This window comes from Bacillus sp. FJAT-27225 (genome assembly GCF_001685025.1).
In the GTDB taxonomy this organism is placed as follows: domain Bacteria; phylum Bacillota; class Bacilli; order Bacillales; family Cytobacillaceae; genus Bacillus_D.
The window spans coordinates 365,703-386,822 of sequence record NZ_MAYU01000022.1 but is presented as its reverse complement, the minus strand read 5'-3'; the positions used below and the strand labels follow the sequence as shown (position 1 = coordinate 386,822).

The window sequence follows — 21,120 nt, the reverse complement described above, 5'->3', positions numbered from 1 at the left end:
TCAAATGGTCTAGGCGCTTTTGATATTTAGATTATTTATCTCCTGCTGGACGAAGGCGAAGCTCGGATTCTACATCAAAGAAGTGAACTTTGTTCATATCAAAAGCAAGCTCGAGCTTGTCATTAGGGTGAATATCAGAACGGGAATCAAGCCGTGCCACGAAATCTTGTCCGCCGAGGCTGGAGTAAACCATCGTTTCGGCACCAGTCAATTCTGCAACATCGACAGTTGCAGTGATTTTAGAACCTGCAGAAGCGTCAATGAATACCGGCTCGTCATGGATATCTTCAGGACGGACACCGAGGATGATTGGCTTGCCAGTATAGCCCTGCTCGCGGAGAAATTTCATCTTGCCCTCAGGCACGGCAATTTTGGAATTGCCGATAACAAATGTGCCTTCCTCCAATGTTCCGCGGAAAAAGTTCATCGCAGGTGACCCGATGAAACCGCCAACGAATACATTCTCAGGCCTTTCATAAACTTCTTTAGGAGTACCAACCTGCTGGATAACGCCATCTTTCATAACAACAAGGCGCGTCGCCATTGTCATCGCTTCAGTCTGGTCGTGTGTAACGTAAATAGTCGTTGTGTTCAAGCGGCGGTGAAGCTTGGCAATTTCAGCACGCATCTGGACACGGAGCTTTGCATCAAGGTTGGAAAGCGGCTCGTCCATTAGGAACACCTTCGCGTCACGGACAATGGCGCGGCCAAGAGCAACACGCTGGCGCTGACCGCCGGAAAGCGCTTTTGGCTTACGGTCAAGGTACGTTTCAAGGCCAAGAATCCTTGCTGCTTCTTTTACCTTTTGGTCGATTTCAGCTTTCGGAATTTTGCGGAGTTTCAGGCCAAATGCCATGTTATCGTAAACGGACATATGCGGGTAAAGGGCATAGTTCTGGAAAACCATCGCGATGTCACGGTCCTTCGGAGCGACATCATTAACCCTTTTGCCATCAATGTAAAAATCGCCTTTTGAAATTTCTTCAAGGCCGGCAATCATACGAAGAGTCGTAGATTTACCACAGCCGGACGGGCCGACGAATACGATGAATTCCTTGTCCTGAATATGAAGGTTGAAGTCTTCAACTGCAGTTACCTTGTTATCATAGACTTTATAAATATGGTCAAGCTTTAATTCTGCCATGTGTTGTAGCCTCCTGTTTAAACTGTTTTCATATATTCATTTTATAAAATCTTTGTCGAAAACTATATGGACAGGCTGCACAAAGTTTCGTACGAAGAATTGGGCACATTGCTGTAAGCCCTTTCAAAAGGTGGAGTAATCGAAAAAAACTGCCTTGATTAGGGGCAGCTTCATTCGGTGGTGCTGTTTCGATTTTTGTCATAAAGCAGGCAGGCAAGATAGACGGTAAAAGCTGAGTGGAAATCCTTTAAACCGACTCCTGTCCGGTCCGTAAATTTATCGATTCGGTACTGTAGTGTGTTGCGGTGGATAAACAATTTTTTTGCAGTAAGGCTTGCGTTTGATCCATTTTCAAGAAATCCTTTTACAGTAATGAACATTTCTTCGTCATTGCTAAACGCTTCCTGGAATTCATTAAGGAGCGCCTCGGCAAGCTGTTCCGGCAGCTGGGATGCAATATAGGCCGGGAAAATCTTCTCGAAGGTATAATATTCTTCTCTGGGCATGCTCTTTTTAGCAAATGAAAAAAGGGTGCGTTCCTTCCCAAAGTGTCCTGGCAAGTCGGCATTAATCCGAAGTTTTTTGCCAATATAAAGCAATGTTTTTATGTAAAAATCACTCTCGAATGCTGCAGCCATGGAAGCTATATCCCGCTCTTCCAGAAGAGTGTCTCCTACTTGGATGATAATTGCTTCACGTTGATTTTCCCAAAGGATCAGCACATCATTTGGGAAAAATCCTTTTACTGCCGTTTCAAGTTCCTCCCGTTCATTTCCCTGGCCGTAAAACTGGATTTGCAGAAGCCGGACAAATTCATTTTCATGAGTGGAGGGAAGTTCACCGCCAGACAAAAGGAAATTCCTCCATAGTTGAAGAAGAGGTGATTTCTCTGTGATTGGTTCGGTTTTACCGTATAATCTTCCGAGCAGATCAAGCTCCCTCCCGCTGATTACGTCTGCAGGAATTGAAATCCACTCTCCAGTTAAGGGATTGTTGAAAATATGGACGCTTCCGCCTACATTGCCAGGCGGGAAGTCAGTGATCGTTGAGCCAGGATATAGCTCCAGTAAATTTGCGAACATAGCATTTCCCCATTTATTCATTCATTTTTTCTATTATACCAATTATTAAAGAGCAACAAAAAATGCCGGATGGGACTCCCCGGCATCAACGGTCATATACATGGAAAAGCATCAATTCATGGACCTGATTTTCAAGGATATCCTTGTCTTCATGATCCGGCGGATTCAAAACCCATTCAATTCGCCCATCTTGAAGATAGCGGCCAGAGCGTTTTTGCTTTTTAAAAAACCCCGAGAATTCCCAACCTGGGATCACTTCATTTTTATAAAGCGGTTTAAACTGAAAATGTGTCAGCATCTATCCCTTCCTCCCTCGACACCATTTTATACTAACCGCATGCGGAGTGGCGAGTTCGCAGAGGTTTTTTAATCGTATGGTAGTGTTTATTCGGAAGGATTGTGTCGGAAAGGTGAATAAGGGCGATATATGCTCCGTTCAGGGTGAAATATGGTTCGTTCAGGGTTAAAAACTTGTGATTGAGGGATAAAAAAAGTTCATTCAGGGTGATAAAGATAAAGTTGTGACGGGCGATACATTTTCCGAATGGCTTTCTATTATTGAAGCGAGCCCAATTTATAGTTTTGCCCGATAGACGTTATTGTCTGAAATACACTGCTCCACATATTGAAGTGGCAGTTAAAAGCGTATTCCCATTACTGCTGTCAGTAGCCAGGAAAGTACCCCTATTATAACGATAAGCAGGAGAAATGCCCGGAGGGGTGCAGACTTCCAGACAGCCCTTAATTCCGGTAATCCATGGAAGGCAAAAGTGGCAGCGAACAAAAGGAACGGGAACCAATCAAGCAAAGATTCGCGATGTGACCCATCAAGCCCAGTTGATACAGTACTGGCAACAAAATAGATTAGGGTAAGCGCATGAGCCAAGCTGGCGAAAAGAAATAGGAAGAACGAGGACCTAGTTTTAAACAAAGAAATTCAACCCCTTTTTGGTATGTAGTTATATATATGCTTTCCAATTGTGCCAGCAACAGGGGAAATCGAAAATTTTTGATATAATGAAGGTAAGAGAACCCGATGAAAAAAGGTGAACCTATTGTTGGAAGAAGCACAGAAGCTATTAAAAACCTATTTTGGTTACGATAATTTTAGGAATGGGCAGGAAAGGGCAATCGCGGAAGTCTTGTTCGGCAGAAATACTTTATGTGTCATGCCGACAGGTGGAGGGAAATCGGTTTGCTATCAAATACCAGCTCTAATGATGCCGGGAACTGCAATCGTCATTTCACCGCTAATTTCCCTGATGAAGGACCAGGTTGATGCGCTTGTACAACTTGGCATTGCTGCAACCTATATTAACAGTTCGATTTCAGGAAAAGAAGCAGCCGAGCGGATGGAAGCTGCGCGGTACGGCGAGTACAAGCTGCTTTATGTCGCGCCGGAAAGATTGGAATCCGCAGAATTCATCCGGGAACTTCAGGAAATGGAAATCGGGCTGATTGCAGTGGATGAGGCGCATTGTATTTCCCAATGGGGACATGATTTTCGGCCAAGCTACAGGTATATTTCTAAGCTTTCCGGTCTTCTTTCCAGAAAACCGGCAATCCTTGCCCTGACAGCGACAGCGACACCACTGGTAAGAGACGATATAAAGGGCTCGCTGGGAATACCAGAAGAAAATGAGGTCATTACAGGATTTGAGCGGGAAAACCTTTCATTTTCGGTTGTTAAAGGACAGGACCGGGGACTTTTCCTGAAGCGATTTTTAAAAGAAAACGAAAAAGAAACCGGCGTGATCTATGCTGCTACACGAAAGACAGTTGATATGCTTTATGAAAACCTCAAAAAGGGCGGTATTTCCGTGGCCCGCTATCATGCCGGGATGTCTGATGCCGACCGCTTTTCGGAGCAGGATCGGTTTTTACGGGATGAAGCCTCGGTGATGGTCGCAACATCGGCGTTTGGAATGGGTATCGATAAAAGCAATATTCGGTTCGTTCTCCATTACCAGCTTCCCCGGAATATGGAGAGCTATTATCAGGAGGCGGGGCGCGCTGGCCGGGATGGTTTGCCGTCAGTCTGCACCGTACTGTATTCCCCGCAGGATATCCAGGTTCAGCGCTTTCTGATCGACCAGTCGGCAGCAGGGGAAAGAGCGGCAAGTGAACTTGCAAAGCTGCAGGGAATGGCTGATTATTGCCATACGGAAAGCTGTTTGCAGGAATTCATCCTTCGCTATTTTGGAGAAATAACTACGAAGCCATGCGGACGGTGCGGAAATTGTACTGATTCCAGGGAGACAGAAGATGTTACGAAGGAAGCACAAATGGTTCTGTCCTGTATTGTTCGGATGGGACAGCGTTTTGGGAAAGGGCTGACTGCCCAGGTGCTGACCGGGTCTGCAAACCAGAAAATCAGGGAATTGGGATTTGATGCGTTATCCACGTATGGAATTTTGAAAAACTGGACTGCCAAAGAGACGGGAAGCTTTATCGAGTTCCTGATTTCCGAAGAGATCATCGGTGTGGCTCATGGGACGTATCCGACCATTTTTGTTGCAGAGAAGGGAAAAGAGGTGCTTGGCGGCAGGCTGCCTGTGGTTAGGAAACAGGCAGTAAAATCGGAATCAATATCCTCTGCAGATCCATTGTTCGAGGAATTGAAAAGTGTCCGTAAAATCCTTGCTGATGAAGCCAATGTACCTCCCTTTGTCATATTTTCTGATGCTGCCCTTAAAGACATGTGTTTAAAGCTGCCAAAAACGGATGAAGAATTCCTCGATGTGAGCGGTGTTGGAAAAAGCAAGCATGAGAAGTTCGGATCAGCTTTTATTGCTGCCATCAAAGAATTCTTAGAGACGAACCCTGAAAGAAAACCTGTATTTGAAAAAGCAGAACCGGTTCAAAAGCGTCCCGCCGCAAAACCGGTTGCCAATTCCCATCTGGAAACCCATAAGCTTTATCTTGAGGGGCATGCTATTGATGAAATTGCGAAAATGAGGGAGCTTTCCAAAATCACAATTGAAAATCACCTGATTGCCTGCATGGAACAAGGCTTGCCGGTCGACATTCAAAAAATCATTCCTGAAGAATTCCTGCCGATGCTTAAAGAAGCGGTTGAGGAAGCGGGAAACGAGCGGTTAAAGCCGATTAAAGAATTGCTCCCCGAGGAAGTTTCCTATTTTATGATAAAAGCATATTTGACACTGGAAAGGAGCAGGCAGCTTTTATAGCTGCCACTCCTTTTTTTTATACTTCATATGAGCCGCTTTCGTCTAAAAGATAGTTATTCACTATCTTAAAACTCTTCCAAAATCTTGCAAACATTGTGTTAAAATAATCCTAGACTAGCAGAAACGGGTGATCCTTATTTTACATACAGAAGAAGCGGTCCTTTCTTTAAAAGGGCTGAAGAAAAGCTACGGGTATAAGGAAGTCCTGAAAGGAATTGACCTTGAAGTTTCCCGGGGCCAGATTATTGGCTATATTGGGCCGAATGGGGCAGGGAAAAGCACAACCATTAAGCTGCTTCTAGGCCTTGAAGAAGGCTATGAAGGGGAAATAAAGATTTTCGGAGTATCGTTAAATCAAAATGATAACAGTTATAAGCAAAAGATTGGCTATGTCCCGGAGATAGCCGAACTTTACGATAATCTGACTGCCATTGAGTATCTGACCTTCGTGGGAGAATTGTACGGGATGGAGGCATCAAGGGCAGAGGAGAAGGCCAAGAAGCTGATGAAGGCATTTGGACTGGACAATGTTTTTTACAGCCGAATTTCCTCGTTTTCAAAAGGCATGAAGCAAAAGGTGCTGATTATCTCAAGTATGCTGCACGACCCGGAGCTTCTTTTCCTCGATGAGCCTTTGAGCGGGCTTGATGCAAATTCGGTCATGATCTTCAAGGAAATCCTTTCCCAGCTGGCCGCAAGCGGGAAAACAATCTTTTACTCTTCGCATATTATGGATGTCGTTGAAAAAATCAGTAACCGGATTGTTCTGATAAATGGCGGGGTAATTGTTGCTGATGGCAGTTTTGAGGAATTGAAGGCAAGGAGTGAGGAAGGCTCGCTGGAACAAATCTTCAATCAATTGACAGGATTTGATGAATATCGCCAGCTGGCAGACGAGTTTGTATCAATTGTCAGGGAGGTGTAATCTTGCAAGATTTCCGGACATTGAAGTTCCTTGACAAGTTTAGCGGGTTATTTGAGAGACTCGGAGCGGATTACAAGATGATGCGCGCGATATTGGCTGTAAAGCTGGCAATGGATGGCCGCAGGGCTCCTGTTATCCTTGGCGGGATGCGAAAGAAGGAGGATAAGGAAGAAAATAAGTTTATCAAATCACTGTGGCTGTATGGGTTATTCGGGCTCCTTCTCATGCCGATTATCCTGTTGGGTGACCATTTTCTGCTGCAGATGACGATTTATTTTGGGGCATTGATGTTCATTTTAATGACATCGCTTATTTCAGATTTTTCCTCGGTCCTCTTAGATGTGCGTGATCGGACAATCCTGCTCCCCAAGCCGGTAAGCCGGAAAACGGTCAGTATGGCACGGGCAGTCCATATTTCCGTTTATATGTTTTTTTTAACAATGGCATTGGCTGCCGCATCGCTGATCGTAGGGCTGACTGTTCATGGACCGGTTTTCTTCCTGCTTTTACTTGTTTCTCTAATTCTCGTGGATTTATTGATTATAGCTGTGACTGCTCTCGTCTATTATTTTATTCTCCGCTTTTTTGACGGCGAGAAAATGAGGGACATCATTAATTATATACAGATTTTGCTGACAGTCTCACTTGCGCTTGGCTATCAGCTTGTCGGCAGGACCTTTGAATTTATTAATTTTGGTGAAGCTGTCCAGCCCGAGTGGTGGCAGGCATTCATTCCTCCCGTGTGGCTGGCGTCACTTTTTGAACTATTTCTAAACGGGACGAAAAGCCAGGAGCTTGGCGTATTTGCTGCCCTGGCATTTCTTGGTCCGATCATAGGTTTAGCCGTTTATATCCGTCTGATGCCCTCGTTTGAGAAAAAAATGCAAAAGCTAGCGGCGGGAAGCGGGCCGAGCCGTGTTCGTGTCCCGCCACTCAATACACTATCGGAAAAACTGATTTGCCCTGATAAGGTCGAAAGGGCTTTTTACCGGTTTGCACTGGCGATGATGAAGAGTGAGCGTGACTTTCGCCTGAAGGTCTATCCATCGATAGGATTGTCTGTGATGATACCGCTGATCCTTGTATTGAACCAGCTGCAATGGAGCTCCTTTGGAGAGCTATCGGAAAGCAAATATTATTTGTCAATCTATATGGCGGCCCTGGTTATACCGACCTCAGTGATGATGCTGAAATTTTCGGGGCGGTACAAGGCGTCCTGGCTATTCAGGGCGGTGCCAATCGAATCAAATGCGCCACTTTTTGGAGGTACACTGAAAGCTTTTCTTGTCCGGCTTTATCTGCCTGTTTACTCTTTGACCGCTGTGGGGTTTTGCTTCATTTTTGGGATAGATGTTCTGCCGAGCCTGATTGGGGCATTTTTGGCAGCCGTTGTATACAGCATTTTCTGTATGGTACTCATAAAGGGCTCGCTGCCTTTTTCGGAGTCATTCGAGGCGAGCCAGGAAAATAATGGATTAATGACATTTGTTTATTTAATTCCAATGTTTGGGCTGATGGGCATCCATTGGCTGTTTACATTCGTTCCTTATGGCCCGTATTTGTATATTTTAATTATGCTTGTTGCTGTATCTGTTTCGTGGAGGGTGGCGTCAAAGACAATATGGGTGTAATGCTTCAAAGGATGACCAAATGGGTGGCATAGGCAAAGCTGCGGGATTTTCCCGCAGCTTTTTTTTATAAATGCTCTATTATAACTAAGCGTTGATCTCATTGTTTGAAAACTAAACGGAAAAATTCCGGCTAAATTGGGAAATAGCGATATTTCCATAAAAATAAGGGATGTTTTTCCGGTTATATAATCCAAATCATTGGATTTTGATTTATTTAGAGCGGTTAATCGGAATATCTCCGCTTATTTCTGTTTCATAAGCTACCTCTACATACATTAGCCGGAAACTTTCCGCCTATGAATTCTCATTCCTACACGAAAAACAACAATGAATAATATCTGAGACTTTATAAAAAAAGCTCCTGAGGGGCAACGGCAGATTTTTCGGCGAGGCGAATCGCAAAGTCGATTATGAGCTTCCTTGTCTGCTTTTCACTGTGGCGCATGGCGCTGTAATGAAAGATGGCGCGGCCCGGCTTTGAGTTCGCTTCGAATAACCAGACGCGTCCGTTTTTGTCGATGCCGAAGTCCCAGCCAAATTCCCCGGCAAAGCCGTCGATTTTTTCTTCAAGGATGTGGCTGAGCTCGAGTGCGGCATTTGTTAATTTAGTTTCAATTTCAGTTGATTCGTTCCCGAATAATTCGTGCAACGGGGAGATTTTGCCGCCATTTGTGGCATGGGTCGTTATGCTTCCGTTTCCTGCGAGTTTGGCAGCGATGGCGGTTACCTGCCATTGTCCGCTGCCGTCTTTGTTCGTGTGAACCCTAAAGTCGACAGGTCTCCCATCTACTTTCATTAATGCAATTCTCTGCTGGACTAGCAGGTTTTTCAGTGTTCTGGAATTGAACATTTTGGATGCCAGTGCTTCAAGTGTAGGAAATTTCAGAAGCTTGTTTTCACCTTTTTTATTACGGAAGCGGCAATAGCAGGCAGATCCGGGAAAGTCGGCGATAACTTGGCAAATGCCGATCCCAAGGGTTCCGTTCGCAGGCTTTAGGTAGATAGAGCCGTATTGGTCAAGCAGCCGCCTTGCTTCCGGGACGGAGTTGAAAAGCGTCGTTTCGGGAAGATATATGCGGGCTTTAGGGTTTTGCTTAAGTTTAGTATGGATATCAATTTTATTGAAGAAGCCTGGATTAAACGTGGGAATCTTATATTCCTTCGTCAGCTTCTCCTTTGCATATTGACATTGCGGATGCTGTTCGGCCCTTCTCGACGGGACTCGGTCATATATTGCTGAAGGGAAAGGAAGGAGCATTGTCTCCCACATCCCGTTTGCCAGGAATTGTCCCTTTATTGTCAAAGTGGTCCAGTCAATTGATTGTGGGGTGAACAAATAGCCGAACGCTCCATTTGCTTCGCATGTTTGAAGCAGCTTGGAGAAATAATCGGTTCGCCCTCCCGCAGGCTTTGAGGATGATTCCAGGACTCCTGTCGTGAATATCCCGATAAGAGGGCCAAGATAAAGGGTATCATGATTGGAATAAGGCCTTAGGTTAAGATCGGTTTCGGGTAGCCGCAAGGATTCAATGATGGACCTTGATAAGGCGATCTCCTCATTTCTGTCGGGGTGAGGGAGAAAGGCAGCTTCAACCTGTGCCGATCCAAACGCCACTTTTTTTAGGGAAGGCGGCAGCTTTAAAGATTTTGGAAAATGGATAATGGGCTTGTCACCTTCGATGGCTTCAATAGGATAGTACCTCACCATATTGTTCACATCCTTTCAAGTGTAGGAAGTAAAAAATCCAGCCTGAACCAGCCGGGAAATTTCAAGGAGCCAGTCTTTGGATGGTTAAAATAGGGTATAGAAGGTCAAAAACTGTTATAGTATCGTATGTAAAGGACAAATAAAACGTTCGGATGATTTTTTTGGAAAGGTTGATGCTATACATGGATGCGTTAGTGACACTATTGTTTATGGTTGTGATAGGTGCCCTTATAGGCGGATTTACGAATCATTTGGCGATAAAGATGCTGTTTCGGCCATACAACCCTATTTATATCGGGAAGTGGCGGGTGCCGTTCACGCCGGGGCTGATCCCAAAGCGCCGGGATGAGCTTGCCGAGCAGATGGGGAGGATGGTTGTAGAGCATCTTTTAACTCCTCAAAGTATTAAAGATAAGTTCCTGCAAAAAGATTTTCAGAACGATATGACCGAGCTTGTTAAAAAGGAGCTGCGGACGCTTCTCGAGTCCGATATGACAATCGGCGGCTTGCTCGATAAAGCTGGGATAGTAGATGGGGCAGCGAGGATTGACCGGCGGATTGAGAAACTCGTTGAGGGTGTTTACGAGCGGGCGATGTCCCAATATCGCGGCCAGCCGATCAGCAGTGTCCTGCCTGAAGCCTTCCTGGAAGGTGCGTCGAAAAAAATCCCGGAAATCAGCTCGTATATCCTTGGCAAAGGGGCGGATTATTTTTCAAGCCAGGAAGGGAAGCTGCGCATTCAAATTATGTTTGACGAATTCTTTCGGGATAAAGGAATGGTTGGCGGGATGCTTCAGATGGTCCTTGGTAATGTAAGTATTGCCGACCGCATCCAGCCGGAAATCCTGAAATTTTTTAAAAGCGAAGGGGCGCATGGGCTGATTTCCAGCATTCTTAGGAATGAATGGGCGAAGCTGCTCGAGCGGGATGCGTCCGAGATTGAGGCTATGGTAGGCCGGGACAAGGTTGTGGATACATTAAAAGACTATGCAACGAGTCTTGCCGGGACTGAAAAGCTCCTCGATACCCCAATTTCCGAGCTGCTGGCTTCGTATAAAGAGACGATACTTGAAAGGATGGCACCGAATCTCGTTACCATGATGGGAGACTGGCTGACAACCAGGCTGGATGTGATGCTGGAAAAAATACATTTAAAAGAACTTGTCCGTGCCCAGGTTGCAACTTTTTCATTGGAGAGGGTTGAGGATATGGTCCTTGGGATTACACGCAGCGAATTGAAGATGATTACCTATCTGGGGGCTCTTCTCGGCGGGTTAATCGGAATATTCCAGGGAATATTTGCAATCCTGTTTTCGTAGTTCTAGTTCATTATTTGGATGCATAGGTTTAACTGATATGATTTTCTTTCATTAGCAGTGTCTGGTATAGTGGACAGGAATGCAATTTAATTTAAGGAGTGTTTTCATGGCTGTTAATTTATATGATGCCGCAAACGAGCTTGAAAGAGCAGTCCGGCAAAGCGATGAGTATAAGCAGTTGAAGCGGGTATACGATGAGGTGAACGCGGATGAATCAGCGCGCAGAATGTTTGAGAATTTCAGGCAGATCCAAATGAACCTGCAGCAAAAGCAAATGGCTGGCCAGCCGATTAGCCAGGAAGAGGTCGACCAGGCTCAAAAAACGGTAGCGCTTGTCCAGCAGCATCCAGCCATTTCCCGTTTGATGGAAACGGAACAACGGATGGGAATGATTATCGGTGAATTGAACAGGATTATCATGAAGCCGTTGGAAGAACTGTATGGCCCAATGCAGCAGCAATAAAGTGAAACTTCAATCAGTGGGGAGTCTTCATCCCCCACTGATTGTTAGTTGAACCAATCGGGCATTTAGGGACAGTTGCCTCTGAAAAGAGGCTTACTGCCCCTTAATGCGGGATAAAGTGAAACTTCAACAGTGGGGGGTTCTTCATCCCCCCACCTACGCTTCATCGATTCCCCAGCCTTGAGGCGGGGGTTTTACAGCCCGTTAATGCGGAATAAATAGTGTGTTTCAACCCGGCAGAATTCTCTGTCGGGTTTTTAAGATTTTGCATAAATAGAAATATTATTTTGGGCCTAATGTTCTAGAAAAAACTTGTTTTACATAAGAGTGAATAAGAATGATTTCATCAGGACAGGGGGCACCAACGATGATTTACCGGATGCTTGCGTTAAATATAGACGGAACGCTTGTTGACAGCGGCGGGAAACTGCATAAATCCACAAAGGAAGCAGTCCAATATGTGCAAAATAAAGGTATCTTTGTGACTCTTGTAACATCTCGCAATTATGCTTCTGCCAGGAAAGTGGCTAAGGCATTGAAGATGAATGGCCTATTTGTTTCCCATCAGGGAGCGTATATTGCAAATGCGGAGGACCAGCCTGTTTATGTAAAAAGAATAAATGAAGATGTAACATATGAGATTGCTAGGTTTTTGGAAAGTTTTCCATGCCAGATCCGCCTCGTTCACGAAAAGTTTTCGCTGGCAAATAAACTACAGTTGAACAATAACCTGCTGGCTAAAGCGATTTTCACATCTGGTGATCCGCTCGGTTATTCTCATCAATTTGTCACCGATTTAAGTGATTCACTGGCCGATACACCTGTCGCTCCTCCAAAAATTGAAGCGTACTTCGAATCTCAACACGATCTGGAAGACGCACGCCTTGCAATTGGGGCGATGTTCACTGAAGTGAAAGCTGAACAAAGCGAAGGATTCAGACTTGATATTGTCCCTTCTGGTGTCTCGAAGCTTACTGGCTTGCTTTATTTATGCGACCAGCTTGGAATTAGCTGCAGGGAAGCTGTAGCAATTGGGGATAGCGTTGACGATATTCCGGTCATTGAGGCTGCCGGTCTTGGGGTCGCAATGGGGAACGCCCCTTATGAAGTAAAGCGGGCGGCAGACTGGGTAACCCGTGGGGTCGGTGACCATGGTGTAGCCTATATGGTCAAGGAACACTTCAGGAGGCAGCACCCCATTGCCTTCTTGAAGAAGATGAATATTATAAAATAAGGGAAAGACGTAATCAGTGGGGCTTTTACAGCCCGTTAATACAGGATAAAGTGAAAATAGTGATTTAGCAGCATAGACGGATAGCCTGTGCTGTTTTTTGCTTTGAATTTTCCGGATATTCTCCAAATTAGCATGGGAAGTTTTTACTCTTGTTGACCCCGGGTAGCTGTTTTTGTACACTTAAGGAAGCAAAAAATGAAAAGGTGGATGAGTGTGCATATTTCGATTACCGGCCTTTCGGACCCACGATTTGAGCGGCCGCTCCAGCTTATTGCAAATTTGTTTTTTGAAGAATCACAAGTTCATTTTCATAATGTACAAGATGCCGATATTTCTATAGATATCTCCCTGCAACAAACAGAAACGGAAGTGGTTGTCTCTGGATCCCTATCAGGGCATGATCCAATTACAGCAGAGCATAGGGCCGGGCTTAACCTGTCGCTTCCTGAAAAGGAACAGTTTAAACAGGTGAAAAATGCAGTTTCCCAAGTGTATCTTATGCTGCTTCAAGATCTGACCGGTATTACCCAGAAGTGGGGGATCCTTACCGGAGTCCGTCCAACAAAGCTTTTGCATCGGAAGCTTAGACAAGGCATAGACCCTGAAACTGCCCAGCAGGAATTGTCAAAAGAATATTTAATTACACCGGAAAAGGCTTCACTCATGCAGCGGATTGTTGACCGGCAGCTCGCGGCAGTTCCTGACCTTTATTCCTTAAGAAAAGAAGTCAGTATTTACATTGGCATTCCATTCTGTCCAACAAAATGCGCTTATTGCACGTTCCCTGCCTATGCAATCAACGGACGGCAAGGCTCGGTCAACTCGTTCCTTGGCGGACTTCATTTTGAAATGAGGCAGATGGGCAAATGGCTGAAGGAAAAAGGAATCAAAATTACAACTGTCTATTTTGGGGGCGGAACGCCGACAAGCATCACGGCCGACGAAATGGACATGCTTTATGAGGAAATGTATACGTCTTTCCCAGACGCAACAGAAATCAGGGAGGTCACAGTCGAGGCGGGGCGCCCTGATACAATCACTCCTGAAAAGCTAGAAGTGTTGAAAAAATGGAACATTAACAGAATCAGCATTAACCCGCAATCGTATATCCAGCAAACCTTGAAGGCGATTGGCCGCCATCATACAGTCGAGGAGACAGTTGACAAATTCAAGCTTGCCAGAGAAATGGGAATGGACAACATTAATATGGATTTAATTATTGGCCTGCCAGGTGAAGGAACGAAGGAATTCACCCACACTCTCAACGAAACAGAAAAGCTGATGCCGGAATCTCTGACTGTCCATACCCTTTCATTCAAGCGCGCCTCGGAAATGACGAAGAATAAGGATAAATACCGGGTTGCGGACCGGGGCGAGGTTGAAAAAATGATGGACCTTGCAGAAACCTGGACGAAAGAACATGGATATGAGCCGTACTATTTGTACCGGCAAAAGAACATCCTTGGCAACCTCGAGAATGTTGGCTACTCGTTCCCAGGACAGGAGAGTATATACAACATTATCATCATGGAAGAAATGCAGACAATCATTGGACTTGGCTGCGGTGCAGCCAGTAAGTTTGTCCATCCCGTTACTGGTGCAATCACTCATTTTGCGAATCCAAAGGACCCAAAATCGTATAACGATAATTTTGAGCACTATACAATTGAAAAAATCAAAATCCTTGAAGAACTATTCTCGAAAGCTGGGGAACCCGCATCATTGTGATGCGGGTTTTTTTCATATCCCTGTCAAATTCTTTTTCAAATGTGTGACATAGAATTATAGTGTCCTTATTATTTTTGGGAAAATTCTTACTACTTATGCTGACAATAGGTATAATAAAAGTGAAACCAAAATAGGAGGCGATGGGGTTGTCTTTAAACAGTCTGACGGAAAAAGTAAGCGTTTCCGTAAATGGCCGGGTAGCAACAGTACAGATGAACAGGCCAGAAGCCTTAAATGCCCTTGATAAAGAGATGATTAAAGGGCTAGTTGGAAGGCTGAAGGAAATAAGTGATTCGGATGATGTTGATATAGTTGTCCTCACGGGCACCGACAGGGCGTTTTCATCAGGCGGGGATATTAAGGCGATGCTGTCGTTGAATGATGAATATGAATTTTTTTCGATAATGGATTGCATAAATGAATTGATCGTTACATTGTATAGCCTTCCGAAAATAACGATTAGTGCTGTTTCAGGCGCCGCAGCTGGCCTCGGTTTTAGCATCGCTCTGGCAACCGATCATATTATCGCTGACCAGAATGCAAAGCTTGCCATGAATTTTATTGGCATTGGCTTAATTCCTGATGGAGGCGCTCACTTTTTCTTAACCAAGTGCCTTGGGGATATGAAGGCGAAGCAGCTGATTTGGGAAGGGAAGACGATGAGCGCAGCCGAAGCGCGTGAGAAGGGACTTATTCATGAGGTTGCGGAAAACATGGAGGAAGTCCTTCAGAAGAGGATTGCTGACTATTTGCAGCAGCCAATACAGGCGATGATTAAAACCAAAAAAATCCTTGCGGAATTAAATCGCCCGCATTTATTGAAGGTATTGGAACTTGAGAAATATGCCCAGAGGAAGATGAGGGAAACCGAAGATCATAAAGAAGGAATTCTCGCATTTACCGAGAAACGGAAACCAAGATTTAAAGGGAAATAAAATGAAACTTCGATTCTAAGGCATCAAGGTGAGGGGCTTACAGCCCGTTAATGCGGGATAAGGTTTGAAGCGAATGGCGCTCTGAGTGACAAAACTCCGAGCGCCATTCTTCTGTTTACATTATACTTTTATGAAACATAGGCTGAAATTTAGGAATGGAACAGAATCAGCTTGCCGCTTGGCGAGGTGCAGCGATGTGTCTTCTCGGCAAACCCCTTTTCTTCCAATGTCTTCGTTCCCATTTCCTTTGCTTGATCATCGTTTTCCGCTTGAAATGAATCATCAAGAAGCTTTTCCCCGTCTTGTTCAAAAACCGTCAACTTGTACGTTTTCAATTCATTCCCTCCCCATATCATTCCTATCCTCATTTTTGCATATCCAGCAATTTTCCGCAAAAAGAATAAGAGTCCTAGTTAAAGAGAACGTGCATTCGCTTTTTATGGATGGTAGAATAAAGGAAATAAGCTATAACAGAATTAGCGATATGCCCAATTTATAATAGAAAGGAGTGGCGTTATGAAAAAGATACGGTTCATTCACACGGCGGATCTGCATCTTGACAGCCCAATGGCTGGACTGACCGGTGTTCCAAAACCAATACTGGATCGGCTCCGGGAAAGTACTTTTAAATCATTCTCCAGAATTGTCGATGCCGCTATCAATCATCAAGTAGATTTTGTGATCATTGCAGGCGATTTGTATGACGGGGAGGACAGGAGCCTCAGGGCCCAATCAAGGTTCCGAAAAGAAATGGAACGGCTCCAGGAACACGCTATTCCCGTCTTTGCCATTCATGGCAACCATGATCATCTCGGGGGGGACTGGGTAAAGCTTTCCATGCCTGACAACGTGTTTATTTTTGGCGGTGAGACAGAAATGCTCCGTCATATAACAAGGGCAGGCGTGGACGTGTGCCTGTACGGTTTCAGCTATGGAACAAGACATATCAAGGAGAAAAGAGTCCATTCTTACATAAAAGAAAACAATGGTGATTATCATATCGGCATTCTACATGGCAGTGACGGATCAAGCCCGGAACATGGAAATTACAGCCCGTTCACTGTCCCAGAGCTGGTTGGGAAACAGTTTGATTATTGGGCGCTTGGCCATATTCATAAGCGCGCAGTCCTTTCTTCTGAACCGCCGGTGGTTTACCCTGGCAATATTCAAGGCAGGAACCGTAAGGAAAAGGATGAAAAGGGCTGCTACCTCGTTTCACTCGATGAAATGGGAGCTTCCCTTGAATTTATAGAGATGAACGATTGCGTTTGGAAGGAAACCGAAATAAGTGCGAAAGGGATAAAGGACTTTTCGGGTATATACAGCCTTTGCCTTGAAGAGAAGGAAAGGCATAGGAAAGAACATACCGGGGTATTGCTGTCATTAAAGCTGACCGATGTAGATGTCGCTGATGAAAGGGAACGGAAAAGCCTATACCAGGAGGTACTTGATATCCTTCAGGATGGGGAAGAGGAAGAGGCTTCGTTTGTTTGGACGATAAAGGTCTTGATTGAGGAAGAAGTGGCATGGCGACGTGAAGAGTTGCGTAAAGAGGCTGACTTTTATTCAGAGCTGTTCGAAATTGTTGACCATTTCGAACAGGGGCACGATGTCCTCGAGCCTGTTTATGGGAGGCTGCCGGGAAGAAGGTATTTGGACCGCCCTACCGAAGAAGAACAGCAAAAACTCATCTTGGAGGCAGAGCATCTGATTGTAAAACTTCTGAAAGGAAATTGACAGGAAAGGAGGAGGAAACATGAAGATTGAACAAATTCACATCTATGGGTATGGAAAACTTGAAAATATCCATCTAGATAACCTGGAAGACTTTCAGGTGTTTTATGGTGAAAACGAGGCTGGCAAATCAACAATCATGGCTTTCATCCATGGAATTTTATTTGGATTTCCGACCAGGCAGCAGCTTGACCTGCGATATGAGCCCAAGACAGGCGGAAAGTATGGGGGACGGATTACCCTCAGGCTTCCTGATTATGGTGTTGCACTTATTGAGAGAGTGCGCGGCAAGGCAGCAGGCGATGTATCAGTTACACTTGAGGATGGAACATCCGGGGGAGAGCAGCTTCTAAAGAAGCTTCTGGGGAATTTTGATAAAAGTATGTTTCAAGCGATTTTTTCTTTTAACCTGCAAGGCTTGCAAAATGTCCATCAGATGAACACTGAAGATATCGGCAGGTTCCTGTTCTCATCCGGAACCCTGGGCACTGACAGGCTGGCAAAAGCCGAGATTGAGCTGCAGAAGGAGCTGGAAGCGAGATTCAAACCTTCTGGCAAAAAACCAAGCTTGAACAAAAAGCTGGCGACTTTGAAAGCACTTGAAGCAGACCTGAATAAGGCAAGCGAAAAGAGCAGCCGGTATGAGGGTTTAATAAAGGAAAAAGATGCTGTCGAGAGGGAGCAGCGAACATTACAGGCTGAACTTAAGGAAATAGACGGGCAAATCAGGAAGCTGAAGGAGTGGTCGAGGATTGGTGATTTGGCCCGTGAAGAAGCTGGGCTAAAAGAAGAACTCCAAACCTTTGAAGGATTCGAGTTTCCTGTAAGGGGAGTTGAGCGGCTCGAATCCCTGAAGCAGCTGATGGGACCCTATCAGGTTCAAATTGAAAGCCTTGAGCAGCGGCGCACGGCATTATTGAAAGAGCTTGACAGTCTCAAAGTTAATCAAGAACTCCTTGACCATGAACCTGAGATAGCAGCTTTTCTTGAAAAGCTGCCCAAGTATGAACAAACCAAGCAGGAAGGCATTTTCCTGCGTGATGAAATTGCGCGTCTTGACGAGACAGTTGCTGTAATGAAGGAAAAGCTTCATTTTACATTGGAAGAAGAACAAATTGAAGAAATTAATACCGACATTTACATAAAGCAGCAGGCAGAAGAGGTAGCCAATACAAGGCAAAGGCTGGATAATTTAAAAGCCCAGCTTGATGCAAGCTTCCAGGATGAAAAATCCGCTCTCGAAAAACTTGAATCAGAGCTCCAAACCGCAAAAGCTTCGCTGCTTCCGGAGACAGAGCGCACAAGACTTGAAAAGGCTTCCCGAATCGTAAACAAAGCAGAGATGGAAAGGCGGCTTGAAGATTGCCATGAAAAGATCACCCTTCTTGAAGAAGCTGCCAGGGAAGAAGCACACTATCAAAAGCGGACTAAAATATTAAGCAGTTGTATCCTTGTTACAGGTATCCTGGTCCTTGTTTATGGACTGGCCATTCAGCAATTCCCGCTGGCAGGTGTAGGATTGGTTTGCGCGATTCTTGCCGGGGCAGCTTTTATAAACTCTGGAAAGAAACGAAAGCCAGCAGCAAAACAGGAACAACTTTTAAAGGAAAAAGAAAAAGCAAAGCAGCTTAAAGCCGAATTGGCCAGTATGAACCAAAGTTCTGCAGGCGAAGCGTTAATCAGGCTCGAACATGACAACCAGCAGAAAAGCAAGGTTCATAGCCTTGCAGTCAGGCTGGAACAGCAAACTATGCAATTTGAGAAGGTCCTGGCAAGATTCGAACAGATAGAAAGGGACGAACGGGAACTGGAAAAAAACATTGCCAGACTTTCGGGGGAATTAAGGATTAGTGAACAAATTGGCAGGCAAATGATTATGGAAGCATACAGGCTGATTGACGAGTGTAAAGCCAGCATTCGTTCAAAGCGAAGGCTTCTTGAAAAAGCTTCTTCAATGAAGGAATTTGAATCAGGCATGGAACGTAAATGGGCGGATTTGTCGCCGTTGTTCACGAAAAGCATGCCTAGTGACCTTCTTGTCGCAGGCCAGCTCGCGAAGGCCGAGTTGGAGGCTGAAAGAAAGAAAAGCATTCTTTTTAATGAGAAGGCTGGAAATGTTAAGGAAATTGAACAAGACCTTGAGGAACAAAAGAAGGAGAGGGAATCCCGACAGCTGGAAATTGCAAGTCTTATCAGGCAGGCAGGGGCAGAGGATGAAGAAGCCTTTTTCAGACTCGGAGAGATGGCTGCTAAAATCGAGAAAATGAAAGAACGATTAACCAATATTAAAAGGGAACTCTCTTATTCTTCGATACCAGATTCTGAGCGGCAGGCTCTTCTAATGATGCTGGATACAGATGAGCGTATTCATGTGCTTGAGCAAAAAAAGATTGAAAAAGAGGCTTTAGTTAAAAGGTTTCAGCGAAAGCTTCCGGAAATTCAACATGAAATTTCAGTGTTGGAAGAAGGAGGGACATACTCGGAATTGCTTCATTCATTCAGACTTGCTAAATCGGAAGCAGAGGAGGAGGCCAGGGAATGGGCTGTTTTGCAGCTTGCGAAGGATTTGCTGAACCGGACGACAGACCGATTTAAGGAATACCATCTTCCGAAAATGCTAAAGAAAGCAGAGGAATACTTGGCCTATTTGACTGAAGGCAATTATATCAAACTATACATTGCCCCGGACGGGAATGGATTTTTAATTGAGCGAAAGGACCTTACACGTTTTGAAGCGAATGAATTAAGCCAGGCAACAACTGAACAGGTGTATGTAGCCTTGAGGCTGGCTCTGGCCGGGACAATCTATGAAAAATTTACATTTCCATTCATTATCGATGACAGTTTTGTAAACTTTGACGGAAACAGAGTGAAACGGGTTATTGAACTGTTAAAAAACCTTGAAAACAGGCAGGTATTGTTTTTTACTTGCCACGAGCATCTCCTTGGACAATTCGACAGCCGCCAAATCCACAGGCTTGGCAAGGAGCCTGCTGGAACTATTAGGAGATAAAACTTTTAAAACTCTATGATATAGTGATGGTATGGGAAGGAGCGCGAGCTTATGGGGAAAAAGATACTAGAATATGAAACCGGTGAACAGGTTGAACAATTTCTTTTAATAAAAACCGCGACAAAAGGGATTGCAAGCAATGGGAAGCCATTCTTGACCTTGATCCTCCAGGACCAGAGTGGTGATATTGAGGCAAAACTATGGGATGCAGGCGAAGAAGAAGAGAAGAACTACTGTGCACAAAGTATTGTCAAGATAATTGGAGATATCCAGAATTATAGAGGCAGAAATCAGCTGAAAATCAGGCAAATCCGTCCTGCCGGCCCACAGGATGGGGTCAAACTGGATGACTTCCTTGAAACTGCTCCGCTATCCAGGGAGGAAATGGCGGGAAAGCTTACACAGTATATATTTGAGATGAAAAATCCGAATATCCAGCGGATTACCCGCCACCTCATGAGGAAGCATCAGCAGGCTTTCATGGAATTTCCGGCAGCAACCAAAAACCATCATGAATTCGTTTCTGGGCTTGCCTACCATGTTGTCAGCATGCTTGATTTGGCAAAGGCAATTTCCAGTCTTTATCCAAGCCTTGACAGGGACCTGCTGTATGCAGGCATCATCCTTCATGATATGGGCAAGGTTCTGGAACTATCCGGACCGGTTTCCACCGTTTACACGGTACAAGGGAATTTGCTTGGACATATTACCATTATGGTGAATGAAATCGGCAAGGGTGCCGATGAACTCGGAATCACGGGAGAAGAAGTTCTTGTGCTTCAGCATTTGGTACTTTCCCATCATGGAAAAGCTGAATGGGGCAGCCCAAAGCCGCCGTTGATCAAGGAAGCAGAAATTCTGCATTACATTGATAACCTGGATGCAAAAATGAACATGCTTGACGGCGCACTTGAACGAGTTCGCCCAGGCGAATTTTCCGAGCGGGTTTTTGCCCTCGACAATCGCTCATTTTACAAACCAACATTTCATAAGTAAGTTAGGAAGGGACCTGC

17 protein-coding genes are annotated in these 21,120 nt (G+C 44.9%); 11 read left to right on the top strand and 6 right to left on the bottom strand.

The window, feature by feature from the left end; genetic code table 11:
* Positions 1 to 31: 31 nt before the first annotated feature.
* The 4 genes from A8F94_RS18100 to A8F94_RS18085 form a co-directional block, all read right to left on the bottom strand.
* The gene (locus tag A8F94_RS18100; protein WP_066203546.1) at positions 32 to 1,144 is read right to left on the bottom strand and encodes an ABC transporter ATP-binding protein; all 1,113 of its coding nucleotides are present in this window, start codon (positions 1,142 to 1,144) and stop codon (positions 32 to 34) included.
* Between the two features lie 170 nt (positions 1,145 to 1,314).
* On the bottom strand, positions 1,315 to 2,226 hold the full coding sequence (locus A8F94_RS18095; RefSeq protein ID WP_066203540.1) for a PucR family transcriptional regulator: 912 nt from the start codon (positions 2,224 to 2,226) through the stop codon (positions 1,315 to 1,317).
* An 85-nt stretch (positions 2,227 to 2,311) separates the two neighbouring features.
* Complete coding sequence (locus tag A8F94_RS18090) at positions 2,312 to 2,524, bottom strand: YheE family protein (RefSeq protein ID WP_066203537.1); 213 nt, start codon at positions 2,522 to 2,524, stop codon at positions 2,312 to 2,314.
* Between the two features lie 339 nt (positions 2,525 to 2,863).
* The gene (locus A8F94_RS18085; protein WP_066203535.1) at positions 2,864 to 3,157 is read right to left on the bottom strand and encodes a hypothetical protein; all 294 of its coding nucleotides are present in this window, start codon (positions 3,155 to 3,157) and stop codon (positions 2,864 to 2,866) included.
* Positions 3,158 to 3,281: 124 nt separating this feature from the next.
* Between A8F94_RS18085 and recQ the strand changes: the two genes are divergently transcribed.
* The 3 genes from recQ (at position 3,282) to A8F94_RS18070 (ending at position 7,973) form a co-directional block, all read left to right on the top strand.
* Complete coding sequence (recQ, locus tag A8F94_RS18080) at positions 3,282 to 5,417, top strand: DNA helicase RecQ (RefSeq protein WP_066203532.1); 2,136 nt, start codon at positions 3,282 to 3,284, stop codon at positions 5,415 to 5,417.
* A gap of 127 nt (positions 5,418 to 5,544) precedes the next feature.
* A complete protein-coding gene (locus A8F94_RS18075; RefSeq protein WP_077247801.1) occupies positions 5,545 to 6,342 on the top strand; it encodes an ABC transporter ATP-binding protein in 798 nt (265 codons plus the stop codon).
* Positions 6,343 to 6,344: 2 nt separating this feature from the next.
* Positions 6,345 to 7,973, top strand: a complete 1,629-nt coding sequence (locus tag A8F94_RS18070; protein WP_066203528.1) for a hypothetical protein — start codon at positions 6,345 to 6,347, stop codon at positions 7,971 to 7,973.
* Between the two features lie 346 nt (positions 7,974 to 8,319).
* On the opposite strand, the gene A8F94_RS18065 is transcribed toward A8F94_RS18070, so the two are convergent.
* Positions 8,320 to 9,681, bottom strand: coding sequence for a YheC/YheD family endospore coat-associated protein (locus tag A8F94_RS18065; RefSeq protein WP_066203525.1), 1,362 nt, complete (start codon positions 9,679 to 9,681; stop codon positions 8,320 to 8,322).
* A gap of 182 nt (positions 9,682 to 9,863) precedes the next feature.
* Between A8F94_RS18065 and A8F94_RS18060 the strand changes: the two genes are divergently transcribed.
* From A8F94_RS18060 to A8F94_RS18040, 5 genes are all read left to right on the top strand, one after another.
* Positions 9,864 to 11,000: a DUF445 domain-containing protein gene (locus A8F94_RS18060; protein ID WP_254660893.1), complete on the top strand. Its 1,137-nt coding sequence runs from the start codon at positions 9,864 to 9,866 to the stop codon at positions 10,998 to 11,000.
* Between the two features lie 106 nt (positions 11,001 to 11,106).
* A complete protein-coding gene (locus tag A8F94_RS18055; protein ID WP_066203522.1) occupies positions 11,107 to 11,463 on the top strand; it encodes a YlbF family regulator in 357 nt (118 codons plus the stop codon).
* Between the two features lie 367 nt (positions 11,464 to 11,830).
* Positions 11,831 to 12,697, top strand: coding sequence for a Cof-type HAD-IIB family hydrolase (locus tag A8F94_RS18050; protein ID WP_066203519.1), 867 nt, complete (start codon positions 11,831 to 11,833; stop codon positions 12,695 to 12,697).
* 195 nt (positions 12,698 to 12,892) lie between these two features.
* The gene (locus A8F94_RS18045) at positions 12,893 to 14,425 is read left to right on the top strand and encodes a coproporphyrinogen III oxidase (protein ID WP_441294202.1); all 1,533 of its coding nucleotides are present in this window, start codon (positions 12,893 to 12,895) and stop codon (positions 14,423 to 14,425) included.
* A gap of 146 nt (positions 14,426 to 14,571) precedes the next feature.
* Positions 14,572 to 15,360, top strand: coding sequence for an enoyl-CoA hydratase (locus A8F94_RS18040; RefSeq protein WP_066203516.1), 789 nt, complete (start codon positions 14,572 to 14,574; stop codon positions 15,358 to 15,360).
* 149 nt (positions 15,361 to 15,509) lie between these two features.
* Here the strand turns inward: A8F94_RS18040 and A8F94_RS18035 are convergent, their stop codons facing one another.
* Complete coding sequence (locus A8F94_RS18035) at positions 15,510 to 15,695, bottom strand: YhzD family protein (protein ID WP_066204062.1); 186 nt, start codon at positions 15,693 to 15,695, stop codon at positions 15,510 to 15,512.
* Between the two features lie 181 nt (positions 15,696 to 15,876).
* Here A8F94_RS18035 and A8F94_RS18030 point away from each other — a divergent pair, with 181 nt between their 5' ends.
* Genes A8F94_RS18030 through yhaM form a run of 3 tightly spaced genes read left to right on the top strand, consistent with a single transcriptional unit; the run spans position 15,877 to position 21,103 of the window.
* Positions 15,877 to 17,097 (top strand): metallophosphoesterase family protein, encoded by a 1,221-nt coding sequence (locus A8F94_RS18030; protein WP_066203512.1) that lies wholly within the window; start codon positions 15,877 to 15,879, stop codon positions 17,095 to 17,097.
* A gap of 19 nt (positions 17,098 to 17,116) precedes the next feature.
* Positions 17,117 to 20,107: an ATP-binding protein gene (locus A8F94_RS18025; RefSeq protein WP_066203509.1), complete on the top strand. Its 2,991-nt coding sequence runs from the start codon at positions 17,117 to 17,119 to the stop codon at positions 20,105 to 20,107.
* Positions 20,108 to 20,158: 51 nt separating this feature from the next.
* The gene (gene yhaM / locus A8F94_RS18020; protein ID WP_066203506.1) at positions 20,159 to 21,103 is read left to right on the top strand and encodes a 3'-5' exoribonuclease YhaM; all 945 of its coding nucleotides are present in this window, start codon (positions 20,159 to 20,161) and stop codon (positions 21,101 to 21,103) included.
* Positions 21,104 to 21,120 lie beyond the last annotated feature (17 nt).

Coding starts and splice junctions, on each gene's coding strand:
- A8F94_RS18065 (WP_066203525.1), bottom strand. CDS start 9,681: ATGGTGAGGTACTATCCTATTGAAGCCATCGAAGGTGACAAGCCCATT.
- A8F94_RS18100 (WP_066203546.1), bottom strand. CDS start 1,144: ATGGCAGAATTAAAGCTTGACCATATTTATAAAGTCTATGATAACAAG.
- A8F94_RS18060 (WP_254660893.1), top strand. CDS start 9,864: ATGGATGCGTTAGTGACACTATTGTTTATGGTTGTGATAGGTGCCCTT.
- A8F94_RS18055 (WP_066203522.1), top strand. CDS start 11,107: ATGGCTGTTAATTTATATGATGCCGCAAACGAGCTTGAAAGAGCAGTC.
- A8F94_RS18045 (WP_441294202.1), top strand. CDS start 12,893: ATGAAAAGGTGGATGAGTGTGCATATTTCGATTACCGGCCTTTCGGAC.
- yhaM (WP_066203506.1), top strand. CDS start 20,159: ATGGGGAAAAAGATACTAGAATATGAAACCGGTGAACAGGTTGAACAA.
- A8F94_RS18030 (WP_066203512.1), top strand. CDS start 15,877: ATGAAAAAGATACGGTTCATTCACACGGCGGATCTGCATCTTGACAGC.
- A8F94_RS18090 (WP_066203537.1), bottom strand. CDS start 2,524: ATGCTGACACATTTTCAGTTTAAACCGCTTTATAAAAATGAAGTGATC.
- A8F94_RS18095 (WP_066203540.1), bottom strand. CDS start 2,226: ATGTTCGCAAATTTACTGGAGCTATATCCTGGCTCAACGATCACTGAC.
- A8F94_RS18050 (WP_066203519.1), top strand. CDS start 11,831: ATGATTTACCGGATGCTTGCGTTAAATATAGACGGAACGCTTGTTGAC.
- A8F94_RS18025 (WP_066203509.1), top strand. CDS start 17,117: ATGAAGATTGAACAAATTCACATCTATGGGTATGGAAAACTTGAAAAT.